18 protein-coding genes, 1 other RNA gene and 1 pseudogene are annotated in these 21,594 nt (G+C 40.2%); 5 read left to right on the forward strand and 15 right to left on the reverse strand.

Annotated elements, in window-relative coordinates:
• Nucleotides 1-24 precede the first annotated feature (24 nt).
• The 3 genes from H7T98_RS05000 to H7T98_RS05010 form a co-directional block, all read right to left on the reverse strand.
• The gene (locus tag H7T98_RS05000; RefSeq protein ID WP_155124074.1) at nt 25-714 is read right to left on the reverse strand and encodes a Bax inhibitor-1/YccA family protein; all 690 of its coding nucleotides are present in this window, start codon (nt 712-714) and stop codon (nt 25-27) included.
• Between the two features lie 23 nt (nt 715-737).
• The gene (locus tag H7T98_RS05005; RefSeq protein WP_155124073.1) at nt 738-1,241 is read right to left on the reverse strand and encodes an HD domain-containing protein; all 504 of its coding nucleotides are present in this window, start codon (nt 1,239-1,241) and stop codon (nt 738-740) included.
• 101 nt (nt 1,242-1,342) lie between these two features.
• Entirely contained in the window at nt 1,343-2,080 is a 738-nt protein-coding gene (locus tag H7T98_RS05010) for a TrmH family RNA methyltransferase (protein ID WP_002883652.1), read from the reverse strand.
• A 102-nt stretch (nt 2,081-2,182) separates the two neighbouring features.
• Between H7T98_RS05010 and H7T98_RS05015 the strand changes: the two genes are divergently transcribed.
• Both H7T98_RS05015 and yidC read left to right on the forward strand, forming a co-directional pair.
• Nucleotides 2,183-2,461: an acylphosphatase gene (locus H7T98_RS05015; RefSeq protein WP_002886522.1), complete on the forward strand. Its 279-nt coding sequence runs from the start codon at nt 2,183-2,185 to the stop codon at nt 2,459-2,461.
• 86 nt (nt 2,462-2,547) lie between these two features.
• On the forward strand, nt 2,548-3,465 hold the full coding sequence (gene yidC / locus H7T98_RS05020) for a membrane protein insertase YidC (RefSeq protein WP_002883649.1): 918 nt from the start codon (nt 2,548-2,550) through the stop codon (nt 3,463-3,465).
• Between the two features lie 167 nt (nt 3,466-3,632).
• Here yidC and greA read toward each other — a convergent pair whose 3' ends face one another.
• The 11 genes from greA to H7T98_RS05075 all read right to left on the reverse strand — a co-directional run bounded on the left by greA (nt 3,633) and on the right by H7T98_RS05075 (nt 16,896).
• Nucleotides 3,633-4,115, reverse strand: coding sequence for a transcription elongation factor GreA (gene greA / locus H7T98_RS05025; protein WP_002883697.1), 483 nt, complete (start codon nt 4,113-4,115; stop codon nt 3,633-3,635).
• An 84-nt stretch (nt 4,116-4,199) separates the two neighbouring features.
• Entirely contained in the window at nt 4,200-6,176 is a 1,977-nt protein-coding gene (mltG, locus tag H7T98_RS05030; protein ID WP_155124072.1) for an endolytic transglycosylase MltG, read from the reverse strand.
• A 96-nt stretch (nt 6,177-6,272) separates the two neighbouring features.
• Entirely contained in the window at nt 6,273-6,767 is a 495-nt protein-coding gene (locus tag H7T98_RS05035; RefSeq protein WP_201061394.1) for a GNAT family N-acetyltransferase, read from the reverse strand.
• A 59-nt stretch (nt 6,768-6,826) separates the two neighbouring features.
• Nucleotides 6,827-8,155 (reverse strand): UDP-N-acetylmuramate--L-alanine ligase, encoded by a 1,329-nt coding sequence (gene murC / locus H7T98_RS05040; RefSeq protein WP_049545701.1) that lies wholly within the window; start codon nt 8,153-8,155, stop codon nt 6,827-6,829.
• A 26-nt stretch (nt 8,156-8,181) separates the two neighbouring features.
• Nucleotides 8,182-8,898 (reverse strand): hypothetical protein, encoded by a 717-nt coding sequence (locus H7T98_RS05045; protein ID WP_049545700.1) that lies wholly within the window; start codon nt 8,896-8,898, stop codon nt 8,182-8,184.
• 155 nt (nt 8,899-9,053) lie between these two features.
• On the reverse strand, nt 9,054-12,149 hold the full coding sequence (locus H7T98_RS05050) for a DEAD/DEAH box helicase (protein WP_049545699.1): 3,096 nt from the start codon (nt 12,147-12,149) through the stop codon (nt 9,054-9,056).
• A 105-nt stretch (nt 12,150-12,254) separates the two neighbouring features.
• Nucleotides 12,255-14,246, reverse strand: coding sequence for a cell division site-positioning protein MapZ family protein (locus H7T98_RS05055; protein WP_049545698.1), 1,992 nt, complete (start codon nt 14,244-14,246; stop codon nt 12,255-12,257).
• Between the two features lie 2 nt (nt 14,247-14,248).
• Nucleotides 14,249-15,415 carry a THUMP domain-containing class I SAM-dependent RNA methyltransferase gene (locus H7T98_RS05060; RefSeq protein WP_037598046.1) on the reverse strand — a complete coding sequence of 389 codons (1,167 nt, stop codon included), beginning with the start codon at nt 15,413-15,415 and terminating at the stop codon, nt 14,249-14,251.
• Between the two features lie 142 nt (nt 15,416-15,557).
• Nucleotides 15,558-15,925: RNase P RNA component class B (rnpB, locus tag H7T98_RS05065), an RNA gene on the reverse strand.
• 14 nt (nt 15,926-15,939) lie between these two features.
• A complete protein-coding gene (gene gpsB / locus H7T98_RS05070) occupies nt 15,940-16,272 on the reverse strand; it encodes a cell division regulator GpsB (RefSeq protein WP_049545697.1) in 333 nt (110 codons plus the stop codon).
• A 108-nt stretch (nt 16,273-16,380) separates the two neighbouring features.
• Entirely contained in the window at nt 16,381-16,896 is a 516-nt protein-coding gene (locus H7T98_RS05075) for a DUF1273 domain-containing protein (protein WP_049545696.1), read from the reverse strand.
• 76 nt (nt 16,897-16,972) lie between these two features.
• Between H7T98_RS05075 and recU the strand changes: the two genes are divergently transcribed.
• Together recU and pbp1a are read left to right on the forward strand one after the other, a co-directional pair.
• Nucleotides 16,973-17,569 carry a Holliday junction resolvase RecU gene (gene recU, locus H7T98_RS05080; protein WP_002886506.1) on the forward strand — a complete coding sequence of 199 codons (597 nt, stop codon included), beginning with the start codon at nt 16,973-16,975 and terminating at the stop codon, nt 17,567-17,569.
• Nucleotides 17,569-19,863: a penicillin-binding protein PBP1A gene (pbp1a, locus tag H7T98_RS05085; RefSeq protein ID WP_049545695.1), complete on the forward strand. Its 2,295-nt coding sequence runs from the start codon at nt 17,569-17,571 to the stop codon at nt 19,861-19,863. The genes recU and pbp1a overlap by 1 nt, the downstream gene beginning before the upstream one ends.
• A 103-nt stretch (nt 19,864-19,966) precedes the next feature.
• Here pbp1a and pepC read toward each other — a convergent pair whose 3' ends face one another.
• Complete coding sequence (gene pepC, locus H7T98_RS05090) at nt 19,967-21,304, reverse strand: aminopeptidase C (protein WP_049545694.1); 1,338 nt, start codon at nt 21,302-21,304, stop codon at nt 19,967-19,969.
• A gap of 138 nt (nt 21,305-21,442) precedes the next feature.
• On the opposite strand from pepC, the pseudogene H7T98_RS10195 reads away from it, so the two are divergent.
• A pseudogene (locus H7T98_RS10195) lies at nt 21,443-21,594 on the forward strand (helix-turn-helix domain-containing protein); the annotation flags it as partial.

A 21,594-nucleotide genomic window follows, 5' to 3' on the forward strand; every position in this document is an offset into this window, starting at 1 on the left:
CAGCCATCTGGCTGATTTTTTTTACTAATTACGTCTAGCAAAGAGTCGCAAGATATTCAAGAATAAGTTAATGAAATCCAAGTAAAGACTAAGTGCCATAGAAACTGCCCATCCATCTGTGACCTGACCATTGGTACCATAATAAACCTTCTTAATCATCTGGTTATCGTAGGCAATTAAACCTGAGAAAATAAGAATTGATACAATACTAATCACAAAACTCATCATGCTACTTGCAAAGAAAATATTAATCAAGCTAGCCACAATAATCCCAATCAAGGCTGCCATAAGGAACTTGGCCATGCCTGATAAATCTCGCTTAATGGTAACTCCGATAAGTGCCATGATAAAGAAAACAATGGCAGTGCTAAGGAAAGCTTGGAAAACAATGGCTTGCGTATATTGTACGCTGATAAAGCTAAGTGTAAATCCATTCAGAGCAGAATAAACCAAAAATAAAGGTAGAGCCGCAGGTGTATTCTTTCTCGCAGCACCACTAGCCAAAAAGACCAAACCAAACTCTAAAAAGAGTGCTGCCATGTAAACCCAAGAATAATTCATGAGAATATTGACAAAAAGATGCGAAAGAGGAAAGAGCATCAGATAAGAGATGACTGCTGAAAGTCCCACTCCCATACCGACAAGACCATAAATCTTTCCGAAAAAGCGGTTCAAGCCCGCATCACTAGTCGTATAAATTGCATTTGATTCCATAGTTATCTCCTAAAAATAATGAATTATTGGTGGTGGCTTTGTAGAGTCTTGCGACGGAAAAACTTACGATTTTTTATTCGGTTTCGTAAGGGTGTCGCCGCTTCTTTAACCGCCCAATACTTATCCACCATCGTAACAATATAAGATTCCTTATACTTCGGCGGTGCAATCGTTGCTCCCCACATATGCTTGAGGATAATATCCTCTTCTTTTTTGTTTAGATTAACAAGCTTTCTGGCATTACGAACAGCAATACGTGGGTGTACCCAAGCATGACTCTTATTAAATTTAGTTACTCGCCAATCATAATAGAAAAAATCATGTAAGAGACCGCCTCGAGCAGTACTCTTGGCATCCCAGCCAAATTTTTTAGCAATCTTATAGCTGGTGTAACTAACATTAACCGAGTGTTCTAAACGTGTCGAATGATGGTGCTGTACAACCCCATCCAATTTTTGAAAACGTGGGTGTGAAATCAAATGTCCCACAACTTCCATGAATTCTTTATCATCTTCTGGTCGTTTCATAATAATACCTCATTAATGTTTCTAATGCTTCTTAATTATACCACTAGTCCTTAAAATTACTTTAAAAGTCAGTTGTTTTCTCCTAAAATCATCCTTGAGACCTAGAGACTAAACATGAGAATTCCTGCTGCAACAGCAACATTCAGACTCTCCGCCTGACCTGGCATGCTAATATGTACGAGTTGATCAGCAGACTCAGCCATATCCTGACTAATTCCCTGACCTTCATTTCCCATCACTAAGGCAAAATTGCCATCTGTCTTAACTGCTTTATAGTCAACAGAAATATCTGAGAGAGTCGTTGCCAAAACAGGTACCCCTTGCTTTTTGCAAGCCTCAACCATGTCAAGAATAGGTCCACGATAGATTGGAAGATGGAAATGACTTCCCTGCATAGAACGCAAGGTCTTCTGATTATAAATATCAGCTGATTTATCTGACAAAAAGACTCCGTCATAACCTGCGGCATCCGCTGTGCGAATCATTGTTCCTACATTGCCAGGATCCTGAACATCCTCCAAGAGAAGATACTTCCCTGAGAGAGATTCTGGCAAGGCTTGAGATTGTTTAGCAACTTCTGCCACAATCCCTTGGGGGGTCTGAGTTTCACAGAGCTCCTTGAGCACCTCTGGACTAACCAACTTCACCTTAGCCATATTAGCCACACGATTAGCCATTTCCTCAAGCACGAAAACTTGAAGAATATCGGCACCACTTGCCTTTGCTTCCTCAAAAAGATGCCATCCTTCTAAAAGATAGCTAGTTTTACGGTGCTTGCGCTGCAATAATTTTCTAGCAGATTTAATGCTAGCATTTTGCTTTGATTGAATGATTTCCATACACTCATTATAGCAGAAATTCCTTGATAAATCTTGGACTTGACCGACTTTATAGCAAGGATTATACTAAAGGAAAGAGCTTTCAAAAGGAGGTCGTAGACCATGCAAAAAGTAAGATTATTAGTCTCAGGAAGAGTCCAAGGTGTTGGTTTTCGTTATTCAACCTATGCTCTAGCACTAGATATTGGAGATATATACGGTCGGGTTTGGAATAATGACGACGGAACTGTTGAAATCCTAGCTCAGTCAGAAAATCCTGCTAAGTTAGCTAAATTTATTCAAGAAGTTCGAAAAGGACCTTCAAAATGGTCTAAAGTAACCTATGTCGATGTGACCATGGCAAACTTCTCAAATTACAGCGATTTTCGGATGGCTAATTAAGAGGAAGCCACCGTTTTTAGCTTGTTCTCTTTCTTAAAAAAAGGTAAAATAGACAAGTATAACTAAAAAACAAAAGGAATGATATTGTGAATAAAAATCAAAAACGTCTAGCCCTGATGGGGCTTGCTGCCAGCATGCTTTTCTTCCTATCAGGATGTGTGAGCCTTGATAAGTCTGGTAATCCTACTGGTTGGGTCTGGAACCTCCTTGGTCGCCCTATGAGCCACGTCATCACCTACTTCGCAGATAATCTTGGTCTCGGCTTTGGTCTTGGTATTATCTTTGTTACCATCATTGTTCGTTTGATTATCTTGCCACTTGGTCTTCACCAATCTCGTAGCGCAGCCTACCAATCAGCAAAACGTGAGTACCTTGCGCCTATCTTGGAACCAATCAACGAACGTTTGCGTAACGCTGAAACTCAAGAAGAAAAAATGGCTGCCCAGTCTGAACTCATGCAAGCTCAGCGTGAAAACGGTCTAAGCTTGATGGGTGGTGTCGGCTGTCTTCCTCTATTGATTCAGTTCCCATTCTTCTCAGCACTCTACTACGCAGCACGTTACACTCCTGGTGTACTTCAAGATAACTTCCTCTGGTTTAACCTTGGTCACCGTGACTTCCCATTGATTATCATCATCGCAGCTCTTTACTACTTCCAATCTTGGTTGTCTATTCAACAAGTTCCTGAAGAGCAACGTAAACAAATGGCAGCGACGATGTACAGTATGCCGATCATGATGATTTTCTTTGGTATCAGCTCACCTGCAGCCGTAATCCTCTACTGGTTCGTTGGTGGTATCTTCTCTATTATCCAACAGTTGATTACCAACTACATCATCAAACCTCGCTTGAAAGAAAAAGTGGCTGAAGAGTTCAAAAAGAACCCTCCAAAAGCACCTCGTACAACACCAATCAAGCGTAAAGATGTAACACCAAAAAATACTCAAGCAATTGCAAGTAAACCAAAGAAAAACCGTAACGCCGGTAAGCAAAATCGTAAATAAGCTACAAAGCACTCTTGGCAAATACCAAGAGTGCTTTTCTTATAGATTAATTCAGACTAGCCTAACTCCTAATAGCGCCGGCAACCAAAAAGGGAGTGCGACAGAACAACTGTTTTGTCTCACTCCCACTAGTTTCAAATATTGGACACCTTAATGCCAACAGTCACTTAGGCTGTTTTTTCTACACTAAGGATTTCTACAGAGTAGCTACCTGCTGGTGATTCGATAGCGACTTTGTCGCCAACTTTCTTACCAATCAAGGCTTGAGCAATTGGGCTTTCATTTGAAATCTTACCTGAGAAGATGTCAGCACCGGCTGCCCCAACGATATGATAAGTATCTTTGTCGTTTGTACCAACTTCTTGAACAACAACAGTTTTACCAATTGCAACCTCGTCATTAGCAACAGCATCACTATCAACGATTTCTGCATAACGAATTTTTGTTTCAAGAATCTGAATTTGTCCTTCAACAAAGGCTTGCTCGTCTTTGGCTGCTTCATACTCAGAGTTTTCTGAAAGGTCACCATAAGAACGTGCAATCTTAATACGTTCTACAACTTCTGGACGACGGACGAGTTTGTACTCCTCCAATTCCGCTTCAAGTTGTTCTTTCTCTGCTTGTGTCATTACATATGTTTTTTCTGCCATTTTTTTCTCTTTTCTATTTTTTGAGCCGTTGGCTGCATCATCAAAATCACTATTCGTTTGCTTGGTTTTAATGAGCCAATCAGACTATTTATCTTTTAGTTTGCTGTTAATGTAAGTTTCAACGTTATGCTGATGCTCTTCATAGCTTTCAGCAAAATAGACATTACCAGTGGTTACATCTGCCACAAAGTACATGTACTTGGTAGATGATGGATTGATAACCGCTTCAATCGCAGACAGACTAGGACTATCCACAGGACCTGGCATCAACCCCTTATGAACATAATCATTATAAGGGGAGTCAATGTTTGTGTCAATAGTTGCATCTTCTTTCAAGGTCGTTTCCTGACCAAGTTTTCCAAGAGCATAAAGAACTGCGATATTACTTTGTAGAGCCATGTCTGAGTTTAGACGATTATAGAAGACGCTAGCAATATTTTTACGGTCGTCATCTGTAGCTCCTTCTTTTTCAACAAGAGAAGCTAGGGTCAAAATCTCATTAACATTGTGTCCACTAGATGAAATCGTCGCATAGTAAGGTGATAGGTAGGTGTCCATCGTTGACAACATTTCCTCTGCCAAAGACTCCACCGTCGTATCATCATGAATGTTATAAGTCGCTGGGAACAGATAACCCTCTAGGACATACTTAGCATCCGTAGAATTCGGAAGGTTTGCCAACAAGGTTGGATACTTCGCTTTCATCTTAGTAATGAAAGCATCATCCTTCATCAATTTCAAGAAATCTTTCGCCTTAAGTCCAGTTGATGATTTTTTGCCTTTTTTAGCTGAAGAATTAACTTCAACTGCCTTGGAAATTTGATCAATGGTATATCCTTCTTTGACTAAGACCGTACCAAGAGATGGCTCCTGAGGTTTATCACTTCCTTTTTTCTGAAGTGCCTCAATAATTTCATCCATGGTCATGCTAGCCTGAAGGTTGTAATAACCACTTTTCAGATTTGAGATGTTCTTAAACTTGGTATAGTAATTAAAGACCTTACCAGACTTAATAACACCAGCTGATTCCAAGAGTTGGCCAATATAACTGCTACCTGAATTTTCGGGAATTTCAACACTAACAAACTTAGTTGAATTAACATCTTTTGCGCCAACAGCATCACTAACATAACGATAACCAAAGAATGCAGCTACTGACAAGATAAGTAGCAAGAAGATAATAATATTTCTTGCAATTTTCCCAGCACGACGGTTATTTTTATTGCGTTTGTGATTTCGGTTAGAACGTGAAATCGGCTCTTCGTCGACAATGTCAGCCTGTTTACCATCTTTTGGCGAAGACTTTTTCTTCTTCACTTTCTTGCCTTTCTTTTTCTTAGGTTTTCCAGAGGGTTCTAGAGCAATACTCTCATCATCCTCATTACCATCAGCTACTAGCTCTGATTGAACCTTTTCTTGCGACGCTTGGTCACTTGTTGCATGATGTTCCTGCAAGAATGCTTCTTTTTGACGTTCTGAGGTCAATTTGGCCTCCAATTCTTTAGGGTCTGTATAAATAGCTTCGTTAGACTTAGCTTCAATGAGCTCCTTGGCAACATCTGCAGGAATATACTCCTCTTCAGATGCTTCGTTAAGGCTAGTTTCCCAAACTGGACGTTTAAAACGACGTTTCGACGTTTCAGTCTCCTGAGGAATATTTACCTTTTTCTCCTCCTCAATTGGCTCTTTAGGAATAGACGCTAGGTTTGAATGAGCATCAGATACTAAAGACTCCGCTTGAGAATCTGAAAACAAGCTAAGACTATCTTGTTGAGAATCTCGGGCTGTCTCAGAAGTCATAGATTTAGCAAAGGCACTGTGAGAAACAGAATGTGAACTAAAATCTTGGTTACTTACTTTATTAGACACTGAATCACTACGAGTTGTAGCGCTCTCAGCTGACGTTGAAAGTGGTGTCTCGGGCATAGTTGCACTTTTATTATGCTCCTCCTCGCGAAGAGAACGGAGCCGTGTTGCTTCTTGTAAATCTCGGAGAATCTGATCTTTGAAGCTTAGGCTATCTTCAGAAGCTTCCGAGTGTTCATTAAACTTGTCCGTCAAGGCATACCTCCTCTATAGTAACAAACGCCATTATATCTTAAAAAGTCAGTTAATGCAAATCAATTGGTCCTTTGTCACAGTAACGTAACACTGAAATCAATGGGTTTCTGGGTTCTCCCAGACCATATTATACCAAGTGCTTCCACCATGCTTTGATTCTGATTCTCCCTCATCAGTAAAACCATTCATCTCATAGTAGGCAATCAAGTAATCATGACAAGTCAAGCTAATACCTTGGCGTTTTTGAGCAATAGACAGATCTTTAAGCGCTGCAATCAAGGCTGTTCCAATACCTTGCCCTTTAAAATCTTTGGAGATAGACAAACTAGTAACTGCAATAAAACCTCCTTGACTAGCATTAGGAGCCACCTTATGGAACAGGTCATCTGTGAGGTAACGTTCCGTAATCACAGGTCCTTCGATGTAGCCAGCTACAACGCCATCAATTTCAGCAATTAGAAAGGTATCACAAATCGTCTCTAAACGCTCTGCAATAGCCTCTGGAGTTGCAGCCTCTTCAGGCGAAAAATTTTCTTGTTCGATACGAACAACATCAGCCCAATCATCCTCTCGGGCATGTCGAATAAGCATATCAAATTCCTTTCTATTAAGAGAAAGAGCTGAGCGAAATCGCTACAGCCCTTAATATATTACATGTGTGTTTGCAAGCTTGCTAGAAGCTCTTCAAACGAGCGTTCGTAAAGTTGGATATCTCCAGCTCCCATAAAGACATAAACAGCATTGTCATGGTCAAGGAGAGGTGAGACATTTTCAACTGTAACCACTTTGGCAGGTTTATTAATCTTAGCAGCAAGATCTTCAACCTTAACATCACCATGGTCAACCTCACGCGCTGAACCGTAAATTTGCGCCAAATAAACAGCATCTGCTTCACTCAAAGCTTCAGCAAATTCATCAAGAAGGGCGATGGTACGTGTGAAGGTATGTGGTTGGAAAATAGCAACAATCTCTTTAGATGGGTACTTTTGGCGTGCTGCATCAAGCGTTGCAATAATTTCAGTTGGATGGTGAGCAAAGTCATCGATGACAACAGTACCACTGATAATTTTCTCTGTGAAACGACGTTTAACACCTGAGAAAGTTTTAAGGTGTTCTGCAACCAAATCCATGTCGAAACCAGCTACATAGAGGGTCCCAATAACCGCAGTTGCATTCAAGATATTGTGACGACCATAGGCTGGCACATGGAATTCTCCAAGAATTTGTCCATCGTGTTTTACCTTGAAATTAGACCCTGTCGTTGTACGAACAATGTCTGTTGCTATAAAGTCATCATTTTCTTCGAAACCATAGTAATAGATTGGCGCATTGGCTGTAATCTTACGAAGGTGTGGATCCTCACCGTAAACAAAGAGTCCTTTTTGCACTTGCTTAGCATAGTCATCAAAGGCAGAGAACACATCATCGATACTTGTAAAATAATCGGGATGGTCAAAGTCAATGTTAGTGATGATTGAGTATGCTGGGTGGTATGGCATGAAATGACGTTCATATTCATCAGACTCAAAGACAAAGTATTGTGCATTAGCAGAACCTCGTCCAGTTCCATCACCGATAAGGTATGACGTGTCGGTGATATTTTTCATAACATGTGACAAGAGACCTGTTGTAGAAGTCTTACCATGTGCACCTGCCACACCAAAGCTAGTGAATTGATCCATGAAGTGACCCAAGAACTCGTGATAACGCTTAAAGCTGTAGCCATTTTTAATTGCATAAGCAACTTCAACGTTGTTATCTTCACGAAAGGCATTTCCAGCAATCAATTCAACATCTTCTGTGATGTTTTTTTCATCGAAAGGAAGAATAGGGATACCTGCTTGCTCAAGACCACGTTGAGTGAAGTAATATTTTTCCACATCTGAACCTTGAACCTTGTGTCCCATTTGGTGGAGCATCAAAGCCAAAGCTGACATACCAGATCCTTTAATTCCAATAAAATGATAAGTTTTTGACATAGTTTCTCCTTACAATCGCACTGCGATTAGTTTGCGTCTTCTAAATGCGTCAAATTTAATTCTTGAGCAACTCGGTGTTCACGGTAAGTTTGACGTTCTGGGTAATTATAAACCTGGCTACGTTTCAAGAAGTCATAGCTATTTTTCTTGACGTTCTTACGAGATGGGTTACTAGGCTGTTGATAGGTTGGAGCCACTTCTGCCAAGATGTAAGAATCTTGTTGCAGACGATTTGCCAAGTGATGGATCTTTGAGTGCTTCCCATTAGGTGCTAAAGTTCGCTTGATAGCACTTACAGGAGCTCCCAAGATAGAGGCTGTCACTGGTCCTTTATCCGTTGTTACAGCAGCTGGCTCAACAGTGGCCTCAAAGCTTGGTTTGGCTTCCACCTTAGGCTTAGCAGTCAATTGACGGCTATTAGTATGTTTGGTTTGTTGAACTTCTTGGCGGAGGAATTTTTGGCGTTTCTCTCGTACATCACGCTTAGCCTTTTCACGGGCTTCCTCAGCATAAGTCATGCCAGCTTCTTGTGTCTCCACTCGTTTTGGAGCCTTCTTACGATTGCTAGGCTTAGCTGACAAGAAATCATAGTTCGGCAACAAATCATTGTAGTCCTTATCTTGGTAAGGGCTACGGATATTTGTGATTAAATCTTCATTTTCGTATAGGCGCATAGAGACCGGTTCTTGCAAGCAAGGTTCCCCGTCTGGAATCAGCGGAAATTGTCGTCTTTGGCGATGCATAAAAGACTTCCTTTCATTTTCGAGATGATGCGTATCTTAATATAAATAATCGGGAATGGGAAGATACGTCTTGCAATATTCTATTATAGCCTAATTCAAAAGATTTGCCTAGTAGCATTTTTACCTCTTAGTATTTCAATATCAAATATAACAAATTAAGATATTGCAATACCAAGAATTTCTTTAATATCCTCAACGGTCATGCTGGCACGGCTTTCATTGCCATCCAAGACGGTTGTTACCAGGTTTTTCTTGCCTTCTTGAAGCTCAAGAATTTTCTCTTCGATAGTCCCTCTTGTAATCAAACGGTAAACTTCGACATTTTGTTCCTGACCTATACGATGCGCACGACTAATAGCCTGCATTTCTACCGCTGGATTCCACCAAAGGTCAATCAGAATAACCGTATCAGCACCAGTTAGATTCAGTCCCACTCCTCCTGCTTTTAGAGAAATCAAAAAGGCATCTCGGCTTCCTTGATTGAAGGCTCTGGTCATCTCTTGACGACTATCAGATGGCGTTGACCCTGTTAGCTTATAAGAGGAAATACCTAATTCTTGTAAGAGCCCCTCTGTAATATCTAACATCCCACGAAATTGTGAAAAGATAAGAACACGGTGGTCTGATTCCTTAATTTGACTAAGCAACTCTCTTAGGCTATCTAATTTTCCGCTATCTCCAGCATAGTCCATAAAAAGAGCTGGGGTATCACAGATTTGTCGTAAGCGGGTAATTCCTGACAAAATTTCCACCTTACGACGGTTGATTTCCTGATCACTTGCAGAAATTAAACCTTGCTGCATCTGTTGCAATTGCGCTAAATAGATAGCTTTTTGAGCATCTGACAATTCACTTTGGTGAGTGATTTCAATCAAATCTGGTAAATCAGGAAGGACCTCTTCTTTCCTACGTCTTAGAATAAAGGGAGAAATATACCTAGCCACTTCCTTTGGTGTTAACTTAAGGAAAGTTTTCTTAGCCGGTAAAAGTCCTGGTAGAATAATTTGGAAAATAGACCAAATCTCCAACAAATGATTTTCAATAGGCGTTCCAGATAGTGCTAAGCAATGTGGAACAGAAAAATCACGTAGATATTGGGCAATCTTTGTCTGTGTATTCTTCATGACCTGAGCCTCATCAAGAATGAGATAGTCATATTTACCAGCCTTGTAGGCATCAAAATCCTGACGGAAGGAAGCGTAGCTTGTAATAATAATATGGTGGTCTTCAGCAATGATGTCATCACGTCTTGGCTTGAGTCCATAAGAAACCGCTACATCTAACTGAGGAGCGAACTTTTTAAACTCATCCTGCCAATTGTAAATCAGGCTTGATGGTGACAAAACCAAGACTCGTTGCTCTTCTTCTAAATGTGCAGAGAGATAGGCAATGGTCTGCAAGGTTTTTCCCAACCCCATATCATCGGCCAAGATACCGCCAAAACCATAGTGATGCAACATAGATAGCCACTGAACACCCTTTTCCTGATAGGGACGAAGGTCAGCTTCTACCTTATAAGTTGGCAAATCAAAGGTCTCTGGTTTACTCAAATGTTGCGTTAAGAGTTGGAAATCTTTTGAAAATCGAACAGAATCACTTTCTGAAAGAGCCTCCATTAATTGATAGGCAGTCAATTGATTTAGTTCTAGGTGACCTTGCCCTGAATATCGAGCTCTTAGAGTTTTGAGACTCTCACTAATACGATGCGTCGCTTCGTCAAAAACAATCAACTGACCACTACGATTGATAAAATAGGGCGAACTTTCCATCAAAGCTGCTAAAGCATGATCCACATCTTCATCGTCAAGACTTGAAAAATCAAAGGAAATATCTAATAAATTCCCCTGACGCTCTACCTGAACCTGCGGACTCTGTTCAACCCGTAAGTCACGCAACTCCTGCCCAATCAGAACCGTCCCTGTATTTTCAAATTCTGCTAGAGTATTCGTAAAGAAATCATAGAGCTCTTGACTGCTAATTAATCGTTTAGATGACTGAAAATCAGGGGTGAATTCATGCTTAGCCATCAAACGGAAAACAGCCTGCTCATGACGATAGTTACTCGTAAATCCTAAATGACTCAACTCTTGTCGATTATGGACTAGGAAACCATCAAAATCAAAGGCTAATGTAAGTATAACCTCACTGTCACCTTTCAGATCAAAGTGAAATCTCGGTGTGAAATCCTTGATATTAAAGGCTTTAGGAGCTTTAACTGGTCCCATAGTCCTAAAATCAAAAAGACTAGCAGCCAAGATGGCTTGTTCATCAAGATTAAAGCTGACATGCTTATTCAAATCGCTTCCGATTGGAAGAGAGCGTAAACCAACCAAAAGTTTTTGTTGTTTTCGATTCAAGTGATAAAAAACACCTTGATAAAAGAGAATACGATTATTAAAAAAGGCCTGACTATTCTTCTCAGCAACAGTCAATTCAATCATCTTAGGCTCGACAGAAATATCAAACGAGAAGAGATGGGCATCAGCAGTCAAATCCTCAACCAAAAGTCGGTGATATTCGGTTCCTTCCCATTCAAACCTAAAGCCATCCAAATCTTGCATCCGTCTCAAACCTTCCTCAAAAAAACTGTAGGGGAGACAAAGATGACGTGCATTATTCGGTAAAATAAAGTCTAAATTAGTCTTAGCTTCATCTGGAATCATCCGTCCTAAGAAGTCTAAAAATGCCTGTGAAGCCTGGTCAAATTGAATAAGCGATAGGGGTTCATAATAGTTCTTACCTATCTGATAATAACTCTCAGCCTCTACAAGTTTGAGAAAGGCAGGAATATCTCGAATAACATAAGAACGTTCATCTGGTAAGCGACGTAAACGTATACTCCACCAAATCTCTGAACCAAAGGTAGATTCCTCTCCCTCTACCATCAAGCAATATCTAACAGTATCATCCTCATTTAGGGAAAGGCCTTCTAAAAATAAACCACCAAAAGAGTGTCCTCGCTCTTGTCCCTGAGAGGACTCTTGTTCCTCTTCCAATTCTGCCAAGAGACGCTGGCCTTCTTTATCGTTTTTTAGATAATACTCAATAGCTGCCAAATGGGGACAATAGCCTTTTTGAGCGAAATAATCACAGTCACACGTGATTTCAGAATCATTGAGTGCATAAATTAAATGATGTTGGTCAACTGTTGTATCCAACTGAGTTTCTGAGACCTGATGAATGGTAATAAGATCCTTTTCAAAAAGTTCAATACCCTCATTACGGACTCTACCCGGCATCAATTTTGCCATAGTATTCACCCCTATCTTATCCCTCTATTATAGCACAAAATCCTTATAAACTAGGCCTTCACCAAGATAAAACAAAAAACACTCCCGAAGGAGTGTCGCAGATTATTATTCGTAATCAAGTTTATCTGAGTGACCTGAACCATTACCAACATAGTAACCTGTCTTACAGTTAATACTGAAGAGGTAAGTTCCATCTGGAAGGTACAAGTTGTAGTAACCATTACCATTGATGATGTTGACTGGCTCAAGGATGAAGTTATCTCCTGAGAAGTAACCACGTGAGTGTGATGTTTCGATAATCTTATCAAGAACACCATCAGCCCATGTCCAAGCTGGGTTACTTGTATCTGCTACTACGTTTGCATTATAAGGCACACGTGAGCGATTACGTTGAAGGATTGATGGGTTATAATTTGTGATTCCGCGTGTTACAACTGTTGAAGCTGCAGCTGAGCCACCAGTAGTTCCTCCAGTCGCACCAGTTGAACCTGCTGAGTTAGCTGCTCCATTTTGCGCTCCAGAAGTATTTGATGCGGCCGCACCATCACCATTAGAAGCTGCTCCAGATGCGTTATCACCTGAAGGTGCAGCAGGACTAGCAGTATTAACACTTTCAGAAGCTGTCGCTGCAGACGTTGCACTCGCAGCCTTAGCTTTTTCTTCAAGTTGAGTCTTACCACCCTTAATAGCTTCTTGGACAGTGCTGTCGAGACTCGCATTTCCAGTTGTTGTTACACTTTCTGGAAGATTATTAAAGTTAGCATCTGATTTAACAGCAATAGAGGCATTATAGTTACCATCTACAAGAGCATCTGACTCAAACTGACTGTTAATCTTTTGTACAGCTTCAATTTGTTTCTTCAAGTTATCATATTTTTTCTTAGCTGCATCATAATACTTGGTTTTCTCCAATTTCTTGAGCAGCTTTTCCAAATCTGATAACTTACCAAATTGGTCATTAGCGAGTTTTGTTTGCTCGTCATCTGTGAAGAAATTCTTATACATTTCTTCAAATGCCTTATTATCAGCAGCTGACGTATCCTTGCTTGATGATGATGTCACTGCTGAAGAAGCTGTGCTTGTTGTTTTCGCCGATTGGCTATGTGTTCCTTTATAAAGAGCATAGCTACCACCGATAATAGCTAAAGCAAGAACTGCTAGAGCACCTATAACAACACCTTTACGACGGTAAACTGGAATGTCACCATCAAAGGCACTCTTATGCGATGGTGAAATAGACTCTGAAGAGATTCTGTCTTCTGCAGATGGGCGATTGACTGCCATAGACACTTTTGGTGTTGTCTTTTCTTCATCAGCTTTTGCTCCAGTTACCCCTGCCACCGTTGATGCAATAGCTGCCAAATCAATAGTGTCTGAAATAGCAGCATCATCCAACATAGGTTTTGAAGCTTGTGGCTCAGTATCGTCAATATTGGCAACAGCAGAATTTTGTGGTTCTGGATCATCAATGTTAGCAATCAAAGGATTGTTATCATCAACATTATCGACCAATGCATCGTTATAGGCTGGCTGATTAGTTGAAGTAGAGGAATCAGCGAGTGCATCACCAAGGTCAAATTTTTCTGTTTCTGACGTGATGAAACGATCAGCATTTGTTGACGTAATGATAACTTCAGAACTTTGACTTTCTGGTTCTGCAATAACCTCAGGTTCAACAGGGGCATTTGGCAACTGCTTGTCAATATGAGATTGAGTTTCATCAGCCTTGTTATCTGTAGCACCAAAACCAAATGTGACCGGTGTTACTTCTTCAGTAGCTGTTGTTGAGTTGATTGACTCATTAGCCATTGATTGACCAATCAAACCTGAATCCGCAAACTCCTGACGTTGCTTTTGAATAAAGGCATCCAAAGGTGATGTATCGCCGTCAGCTTCAATTTTCTTTGAAAATTTTTGTGAGGCAACTTCTTCACGGTGTTGCTTGATATACTTATCCAAAATGCTATCTGTTTCTGTTACACCAGCATTAATCTCAGCTTCTTTTCGGACAGCCTCACCGACCGTCATTTCCTTGGCATCTTGGAAATCTAGCTCTTGGCTACCTTCATAGCCATTTTGTGTTTTATCTTCTGACACGTTTAATTTACCTTTCTAGCCTCAGAACGGCGAACACGCTCTCCAAAATATTGATACAAATCAACACGGAGGGTCCCGTTATAAAGCTTACGTTTTTTATCGGCTTTCATACCGTATTTGCTTTCAAAGTGTTCATCGCTGGTCAAGATAAACTTGCTCCAAGTTTTAAGTGGCGCAAAAGTTTGACCCATTTCATTATACAAGATATCCACAGCCTTGTCATCCAACAAACGCTCACCATAAGGAGGGTTTGAAATAATGACACCATTGATTTTATCTGTTTTCAGGTCCTGTAAACGCATTTGTTTCAATTTAATAACATCTTCAAGACCTGCCTCACGAGCATTGGCTTTTGCAATTTCAACCATACGGCCATCAATATCACAACCCATAATATCTAATTCAATATCGTAGTTTGCCTTGCTATCTGCTTCATCACGTACCGACTGTACTAAATCCTTATCCACCCAATTCCATGCTTCAAAGGCAAAATCACGATTAAATCCTGGTGCAATGTTCATGCCAATCATTGCAGCCTCAATACAGAAGGTCCCTGAACCACAAGTCGGGTCAATCAATGGTTTATCCGGATACCAATTACTAAGTTCAAGGATAGCAGCCGCCATATTTTCCTTAATCGGTGCTCCACCTTTATCAGTACGGTAGCCACGCTTAAAGAGACTAGCACCTGTGGTATCAATCAAAACCGTAGCCTTATCCTTCAAAATAGAGACTTCAATCTTAAATTCCGCTCCTGTTTCTTGGAGAGGCACTCCTTCTGGACGGTGGAAATACTTCTGCAATTTCTTAACGACAGCTTTTTTTGAAATTGCCTGAACAGATGGCTCATTATGAAGCTTTGATTTAACACATTTAGCCTTAGAAATTGGGAACTTTACACCTAGCGGAAGATAATTTTCCCAGTCTAAAGCAAAAACTCCCTGAAAAAGTTCCTCAAAGGTACGTGCTGGAAATTCACCCACTACAATCTTGATACGATCTGCTGCCCTCAACCAAAGGTTAGTTTCAGCAATTGCACGAACACCACCTTGGAAACGCACCTTACCATTTTCAACCTGCGTGTCATAACCTAACTCACGCAATTCACGTCCAACCACAGCCTCAAGACCTGCTGCTGCAGTTGCTACTAATGTAAATGTTTCTTTCATTGTCATCCTTTTATCTCATTGTTACGAGTACAAACTTTCTTAACCGATAGCTTATTACCCACTCTTTTCTTTAAATATAAAAGAGAGAATTCTTGCTAAAAGAAGGCTGAGACATGTGTCCCAGCCTCACCTATATGCAATTTTCTATAAGCCATGTTTTGTTCCAGAAGTGACTAGGTACCACTTCCTTCGATAATCATCTGTCTACTGCAAAGCAGTCAGGATGGTCCGTTCGTTTCCAGCCATCCCATGCCCCTACCAAAGTTTGGGTTGCTAGCTTGAGGGGTTTACCGCGTTCCACTTTTTAGGTTTCCCTAAAAACTCCGTCACTGTGGCACTTTCAGAGCTACTAAAACCTATCCTAAGACTTAGCCAGTTCACTCGCCGTAACTTGAAAATCAAGTCCCTAGGCTTATTAATTCACCTAGCACAAACACTACTGGCATCACAGCCAGTGCTAGCATGGACTTTCCTCATGGAAGACTAGCAACCATGCGATTATCCGAAAATTGCACAAACCAGTTTTATTCGACGATTTGTTTTCCAAAGACCTCTTTCTCCAAACGACTGATACGTTTTAAGATATCATAGTTTGAAGCCGAAGCAACATTGGCATTCGCACGTGATGACTCACTTGTCGCACTTGCGTATGCTGGGCGACTAGCAGGAGCTGATGAAGTCTTAGCCTTCAGTTTTGCATTTTCTTCTTGCAATTCCTTAACTAGAGCAATATAGACACCGTAATCTTTGATTACATCGTCTAGAAACTCATCAACTTCTTTTTTATCGTATCCACGCATGCTTGTTTTAAATTCTTGTTCGTAGATTTTCTTGGGCGTTAAATTAATCTTAGCCATTTTTATTCTCCAATACTTGTCTTATCTAACTTACTAATACTTTACTGTCTAATGTTCTTATGATACAGAAAAAAAGATAAAAATGCAAGTTTAAAATTCAATTATATCCTATTCCGACATGACTTCATTGAGGTCATCAAAAGTCAGTCTAGATACGGGATAACCCCTTGCTTCTAACATCATACCGTAAAAATATTTCAGATTTGTTTCATTTTCAGGTTCATAAAATAAATAAGCCTGATCTGTATTGTCAATGAGAAACTGATTAAATTGTTTAAACTGTGCTGGAGATTGGTAAGCGGGGAAGCTGTACTTGACAAAATCAACCTGCTTAAAGGCTGCTAGTTTTGTTTGATTACCTTCATTCCAATTCTGACCATGCGTTTCAAAAGGGAAGATAGTCGCTAACTTCAAAGGATAGTCTTTTTGAAGTTCTTTGGCTACTTCTAGTGCCCAAAATTCAAAACCGAGGTTCCCAGTAAAAATCATCCAATCCACACCATCATCCAAGAAACGCATCAAATCACGTTTGATTGCTTTCTTGATAATGGTTACTTTAGGGTCCTTGTCTTTAAAAATACCGAGTTCAAAGCTCTTATAGCCAGTTACCAGTAGTGATGTCATTTGTTGTTTTCCTCGTTCATTTTATGGTATAATGAAATAGTCTTTATGCATATCTTATAAAGAAGAAGGGAAAGAAATGGTAAACTATCCCCATCAGATATCTCGTAAGATAGCACAAGTACGTCCTAAAAAATCAAATAGAGTTGACTTTGCCAATCGGGGGATGAGCTTTGAATCTGCTATTAACGCGACTAATGATTACTATTTGTCGCGTGGTTTAGCCGTTATTCATAAAAAACCTACCCCTGTTCAAATTGTCAAAGTCGATTATCCCAAACGCTCACGGGCAAAGATTGTAGAAGCTTACTTTAGACAAGCTTCTACTACCGACTACTCCGGCGTTTACAAAGGATACTACATTGATTTTGAAGCCAAAGAGACACGACAAAAGACATCCATGCCTATGAAAAACTTTCATGCGCATCAAATTGAGCACATGTCTCAGGTCATCAGTCAAGATGGGATCTGCTTCGTGCTACTTCACTTCTCGACGCTTAAGGAAACCTACCTTCTGCCTGCCAAAGACTTAATCGCTTTTTATCAGATTGATAAAGGGACGAAATCAATGCCTCTTGATTATATCAAAAAAAGAGGCTATGCAATTGCAGAAGCAGCTTATCCTCAAGTTCCTTACTTAGAAATCATTGAAAAATTATTAGGTGGTAACACATAATGGCTAAATTTAATTTCAGCAACTTTAAAGAATCACTTAACGGTTTGACTAAACGTGCTAAAAACATCAAGGTCAAGCGCTCAGATTCTTCTCGCTATAGCAAAGGAAAACGCTCTGCCGCTTCAGACCAAAGTTTGGGCTGGCGTATTGCAAAATACGGATTTATTGGACTGCTCACTTTCTTTGTAGTCTGTGTCATCGCTGGTGGTAGCCTCTTTGCCTACTATGTTAGCAGTGTTCCTAAACTTACCGAGAACAAACTGCAATCAACAAACTCAAGTAAGATTTACGACGCTAATGGTAGTCTTATTGCCGACTTGGGAGCTGAGAAACGTGAGAGTGCATCAACAGATGAAATTCCAACAACTCTAGTTAATGCCATCACCTCTATCGAGGATAAACGTTTCTTCACTCACCGTGGGATTGACGTCTACCGTATCATGGGGGCAGCTGTTAACAACCTTCGTCGTAGCAGCACCCAAGGGGGGTCTACGCTCGACCAACAGTTGATTAAGTTGGCTTACTTCTCAACTAACACTTCTGACCAAACCCTTAAACGTAAGTCACAAGAAATCTGGTTGTCACTCCAAATGGAGCGTCAATTCACTAAACAAGAAATCTTGACCTTCTACATTAATAAGGTTTATATGGGTAATGGTTACTACGGTATGAAGACGGCAGCTAAATCTTACTTTGGTAAGGACTTGAGCGACCTCTCTGTTGCCCAAGCAGCTCTTCTTGCTGGTATTCCACAAGCACCAACACAATATGACCCTTATGCTAATCCAGATGCTGCCAAAGAACGTCGTAACACTGTTCTTGACGAAATGTATGAAGACAAGAATATTTCTAAAGAAGAGTACGAGCAAGCTAAAGCAACTGATGTATCAGATGGCCTTCTTCCACTTACGAAGAAAGCTAGCTATGAGCCATACTTAGATAACTACATCAAACAAGTTATTGAGCAGGTAGCTACTGACGCCAATGCTGATATCTACTCAGCAGGTCTCGACGTCTACACTAACCTTAATCCAGATATTCAAAAATATATCTGGAACGTCTATAATACTGATGACTATATCTACTATCCAAATGATAGTTTCCAAGTTGCTTCTACTATTATTGATGTTACTAACGGTCGTGTTGTTGCTCAATTGGGATCACGTCACCAAGATGAAAATATTGCCCTCGCTACTAACCAAGCTGTTCAAACAGACCGTGACTGGGGTTCTACAATGAAACCAATCACTGACTATGCTCCTGCTATTGAAAAAGGTGTTTATACAAACACTGGTACGACTGTTTACGATAATCCTTACAATTTCCCAGGTTCTTCAACACCAGTTTACAACTGGGACCGTAAGTATTACGGAAGCATTTCATTGACTTATGCACTTCAACAATCACGTAACGTAACAGCCGTTAAAGCTCTTCAAGCTGTTGGGTTGGACTATGCCCAGTCCTTCTTGAAAGATTTAGGTATTGAGTATCCAGAAATGTTCTACTCCAATGCCATCTCATCTTCAACATCATCAGCAGATCCTAAGTATGGTGCATCAAGTGAGAAAATGGCCGCAGCCTATGCAGCCTTTGCAAATGGTGGTACTTACTATAAACCTTCTTACATTAAATCAATCAAATTTGAAGACGGTTCAACAAAATCATTTGATTCTAAAGGTGTTGAAGCCATGTCACCACAAACAGCTTACATGATGTCAAGCATGTTGAAACAAGTAATGACAGGTGGTACAGCGACTGAAGCCTATGTCCCTGGTACGTTCAACGCTGCTAAGACCGGTACATCTAACTATGGTGACGATGAATACTACAAGGTACAAAAAGAAAGTGGCGTCTACGCTTACCTTATGGTTCCAGATGAAACTTTCGTTGGTTACAATACCAAGTATTCTATGGCGATTTGGACAGGTTATAAAAATCGTAAAACACCACTTCATGATTCAGACCTTGATATCGCTAAACAAATCTATGGTGTAACAAGTAGCTACCTTAACCAGATGTATGGTGCGGGTTCTGAAGATTTCGATATGCCTAGCGGTGTTTATAATAATGGTAGCTATGTCTTCCTTACTGGTTCTTCAACATCAAATGTTTACACAGGATCACTTGGAACATCTAGCTCATCATCAAGTTTAGACTCAAGCCAAAGCAGTGACTCATCAAGTTCACAAGATAGTCAACAGTACGGTCCTGATGCTTCAACAAATCCATCGACATCGGCCTCTTCTAATGGCTCTGAACATTCAAATTCAAACACTGCTACAGCAGAAGAATAAGAAATAAAAAGGGTTATCTGATTGGATAACTCTTTTTTTACCGATAGATTTTAAAGAAACTATAAAAAACACTGGAAAATTTCCAGTGTTTTCATGTATTATCTTATTTTGAAGCAAGGGCTCCCATTGGATCCCAAGGAGCAAGTACTTGTGGCTCTGCTTCATAGGCTGCTAATTCTTCAGCTGTAAGGAAGTCTTTGCGGACAACGATTTGATAAGTGTATTCATCCATCCAGGCATCAGAAGCGACAAAGTAACCTTTTTGACCGACCTTGTCTCCCCAAGAGTTTTCAACCTTCCATTTAACAGGTCTGCCATCGGCATCCAAATCAACCCCAGTCAATACCATGGCATGAGTCATGAGAGATTCGCTGTAGTCCAAACGTCCTGCCTTGTCTTGAGTCAAGTTAATATCCATGCTAGCTGTAAAATCGTAAACATTAGTTGCAAGAATACCTTTTTGGCGGTCTGAAACTTGACCAACATCTGAACCAAACCAAACAGTCTCTCCAGCCTTCATCTGTGCAATGGCAAGCTCTTTGAAACGATCCATTGGGAGGTTAATATAACGCACACTTGGCGCACCTACAACATTACCCAACATCTCAACAGTATAAGATTTTCCGTAAGGTTTATCAGCTGTTGGAGCGTTGATAACTGACACATAATCACTAAGTTTAAGACCCACATATTTTTCAAAGAAAGCTTGTGGTGTGATATTTTTCTCAGATTGATAGTTGTCATCTTTATCTCGGTAGGCAAAATCAAACTGACGTGGTGGTAAACCAAGAGTCATGGCAAGATAATTGAAAATTTCTTGAAGAAGTTCTTCCTTCTTGGCCTGAACAGCAGCTTGATCAGCACCTCCAGCAATCAAATCACGCAAGATTTGAGCATCTTGACGAAGAAGCTTATTGAGGTATTGATTAAGCTCACGACTATTGCTTGAAGCTACAGATTCTGGATAAACCGATTTTGGTACAACACCGTATTTTTCAAAAAGTGATACGACCATATCCCATTGTCCACCATCTTGTTGAGGGGTATCCAAAAGGAATTTAACCTTACGACTGCCAATCTCTTGATCTGCTGTAGCAATGATTTGTTCCAAGAACCAGTTCGATTTTTCATACTTGTCCCAGAAGAAAGTGTGAGCTTGAGAAAGTTCGAAACTTTCCAATTTAAAGTCTGAGATTAATTTGTGACGGAAAGTATTTAGTGCCGCAAACATCCAACAACGTCCTGAAGCTTTCTGGTTAGACACCTCATCTTTAGTCAAATCAATTGAGAAAACATGGTCGTTTTCAACTTCTGATTGACGTGTTTCGATGGATTTGAGCAAGCCATTATGAGTTACAGCATTCTCAATAGCACTGTACTTGGCATTAGCCTCATATTCTGCAAATAGTTTATCTGTGAAATCTGTTGATAATGAAGTCATAAGATTCCTCCTTTTAAGCCTTATTCTTCTCTATTTTATCACTAATTTCTGAAAATTCAATTTAAAAACACCCCTAGGTTAATGAACTGCACCCCAAAAGTTAGACAGAAAAAATCTAATTTTTGAGGTGTTTTTATTATGAAATTAACTTATGAGGACAAGATTCAGATATATGAACTGAGAAAACAAGGGAGAAGCTTCAAAGAGCTTTCCAAAAGATTTGGTGTGGATGTTTCTGGACTAAAATATATGGTGAGGTTGATTGAACGTTACGGAATAGAAATCGTCAA

The organism is Streptococcus sp. 23.2, assembly GCF_016648665.1.
Lineage (GTDB): Bacteria > Bacillota > Bacilli > Lactobacillales > Streptococcaceae > Streptococcus > Streptococcus salivarius_E.

Coding starts and splice junctions, on each gene's coding strand:
- H7T98_RS05035 (WP_201061394.1), bottom strand. CDS start 6,767: ATGCTTATTCGACATGCCCGAGAGGATGATTGGGCTGATGTTGTTCGT.
- greA (WP_002883697.1), bottom strand. CDS start 4,115: ATGGCAGAAAAAACATATGTAATGACACAAGCAGAGAAAGAACAACTT.
- pepC (WP_049545694.1), bottom strand. CDS start 21,304: ATGACTTCATTATCAACAGATTTCACAGATAAACTATTTGCAGAATAT.
- H7T98_RS05060 (WP_037598046.1), bottom strand. CDS start 15,415: ATGAAAGAAACATTTACATTAGTAGCAACTGCAGCAGCAGGTCTTGAG.
- gpsB (WP_049545697.1), bottom strand. CDS start 16,272: ATGGCTAAGATTAATTTAACGCCCAAGAAAATCTACGAACAAGAATTT.
- recU (WP_002886506.1), top strand. CDS start 16,973: ATGGTAAACTATCCCCATCAGATATCTCGTAAGATAGCACAAGTACGT.
- H7T98_RS05005 (WP_155124073.1), bottom strand. CDS start 1,241: ATGAAACGACCAGAAGATGATAAAGAATTCATGGAAGTTGTGGGACAT.
- pbp1a (WP_049545695.1), top strand. CDS start 17,569: ATGGCTAAATTTAATTTCAGCAACTTTAAAGAATCACTTAACGGTTTG.
- murC (WP_049545701.1), bottom strand. CDS start 8,155: ATGTCAAAAACTTATCATTTTATTGGAATTAAAGGATCTGGTATGTCA.
- H7T98_RS05015 (WP_002886522.1), top strand. CDS start 2,183: ATGCAAAAAGTAAGATTATTAGTCTCAGGAAGAGTCCAAGGTGTTGGT.
- H7T98_RS05000 (WP_155124074.1), bottom strand. CDS start 714: ATGGAATCAAATGCAATTTATACGACTAGTGATGCGGGCTTGAACCGC.
- H7T98_RS05075 (WP_049545696.1), bottom strand. CDS start 16,896: ATGACATCACTACTGGTAACTGGCTATAAGAGCTTTGAACTCGGTATT.
- H7T98_RS05050 (WP_049545699.1), bottom strand. CDS start 12,149: ATGGCAAAATTGATGCCGGGTAGAGTCCGTAATGAGGGTATTGAACTT.
- H7T98_RS05045 (WP_049545700.1), bottom strand. CDS start 8,898: ATGCATCGCCAAAGACGACAATTTCCGCTGATTCCAGACGGGGAACCT.
- H7T98_RS05010 (WP_002883652.1), bottom strand. CDS start 2,080: ATGGAAATCATTCAATCAAAGCAAAATGCTAGCATTAAATCTGCTAGA.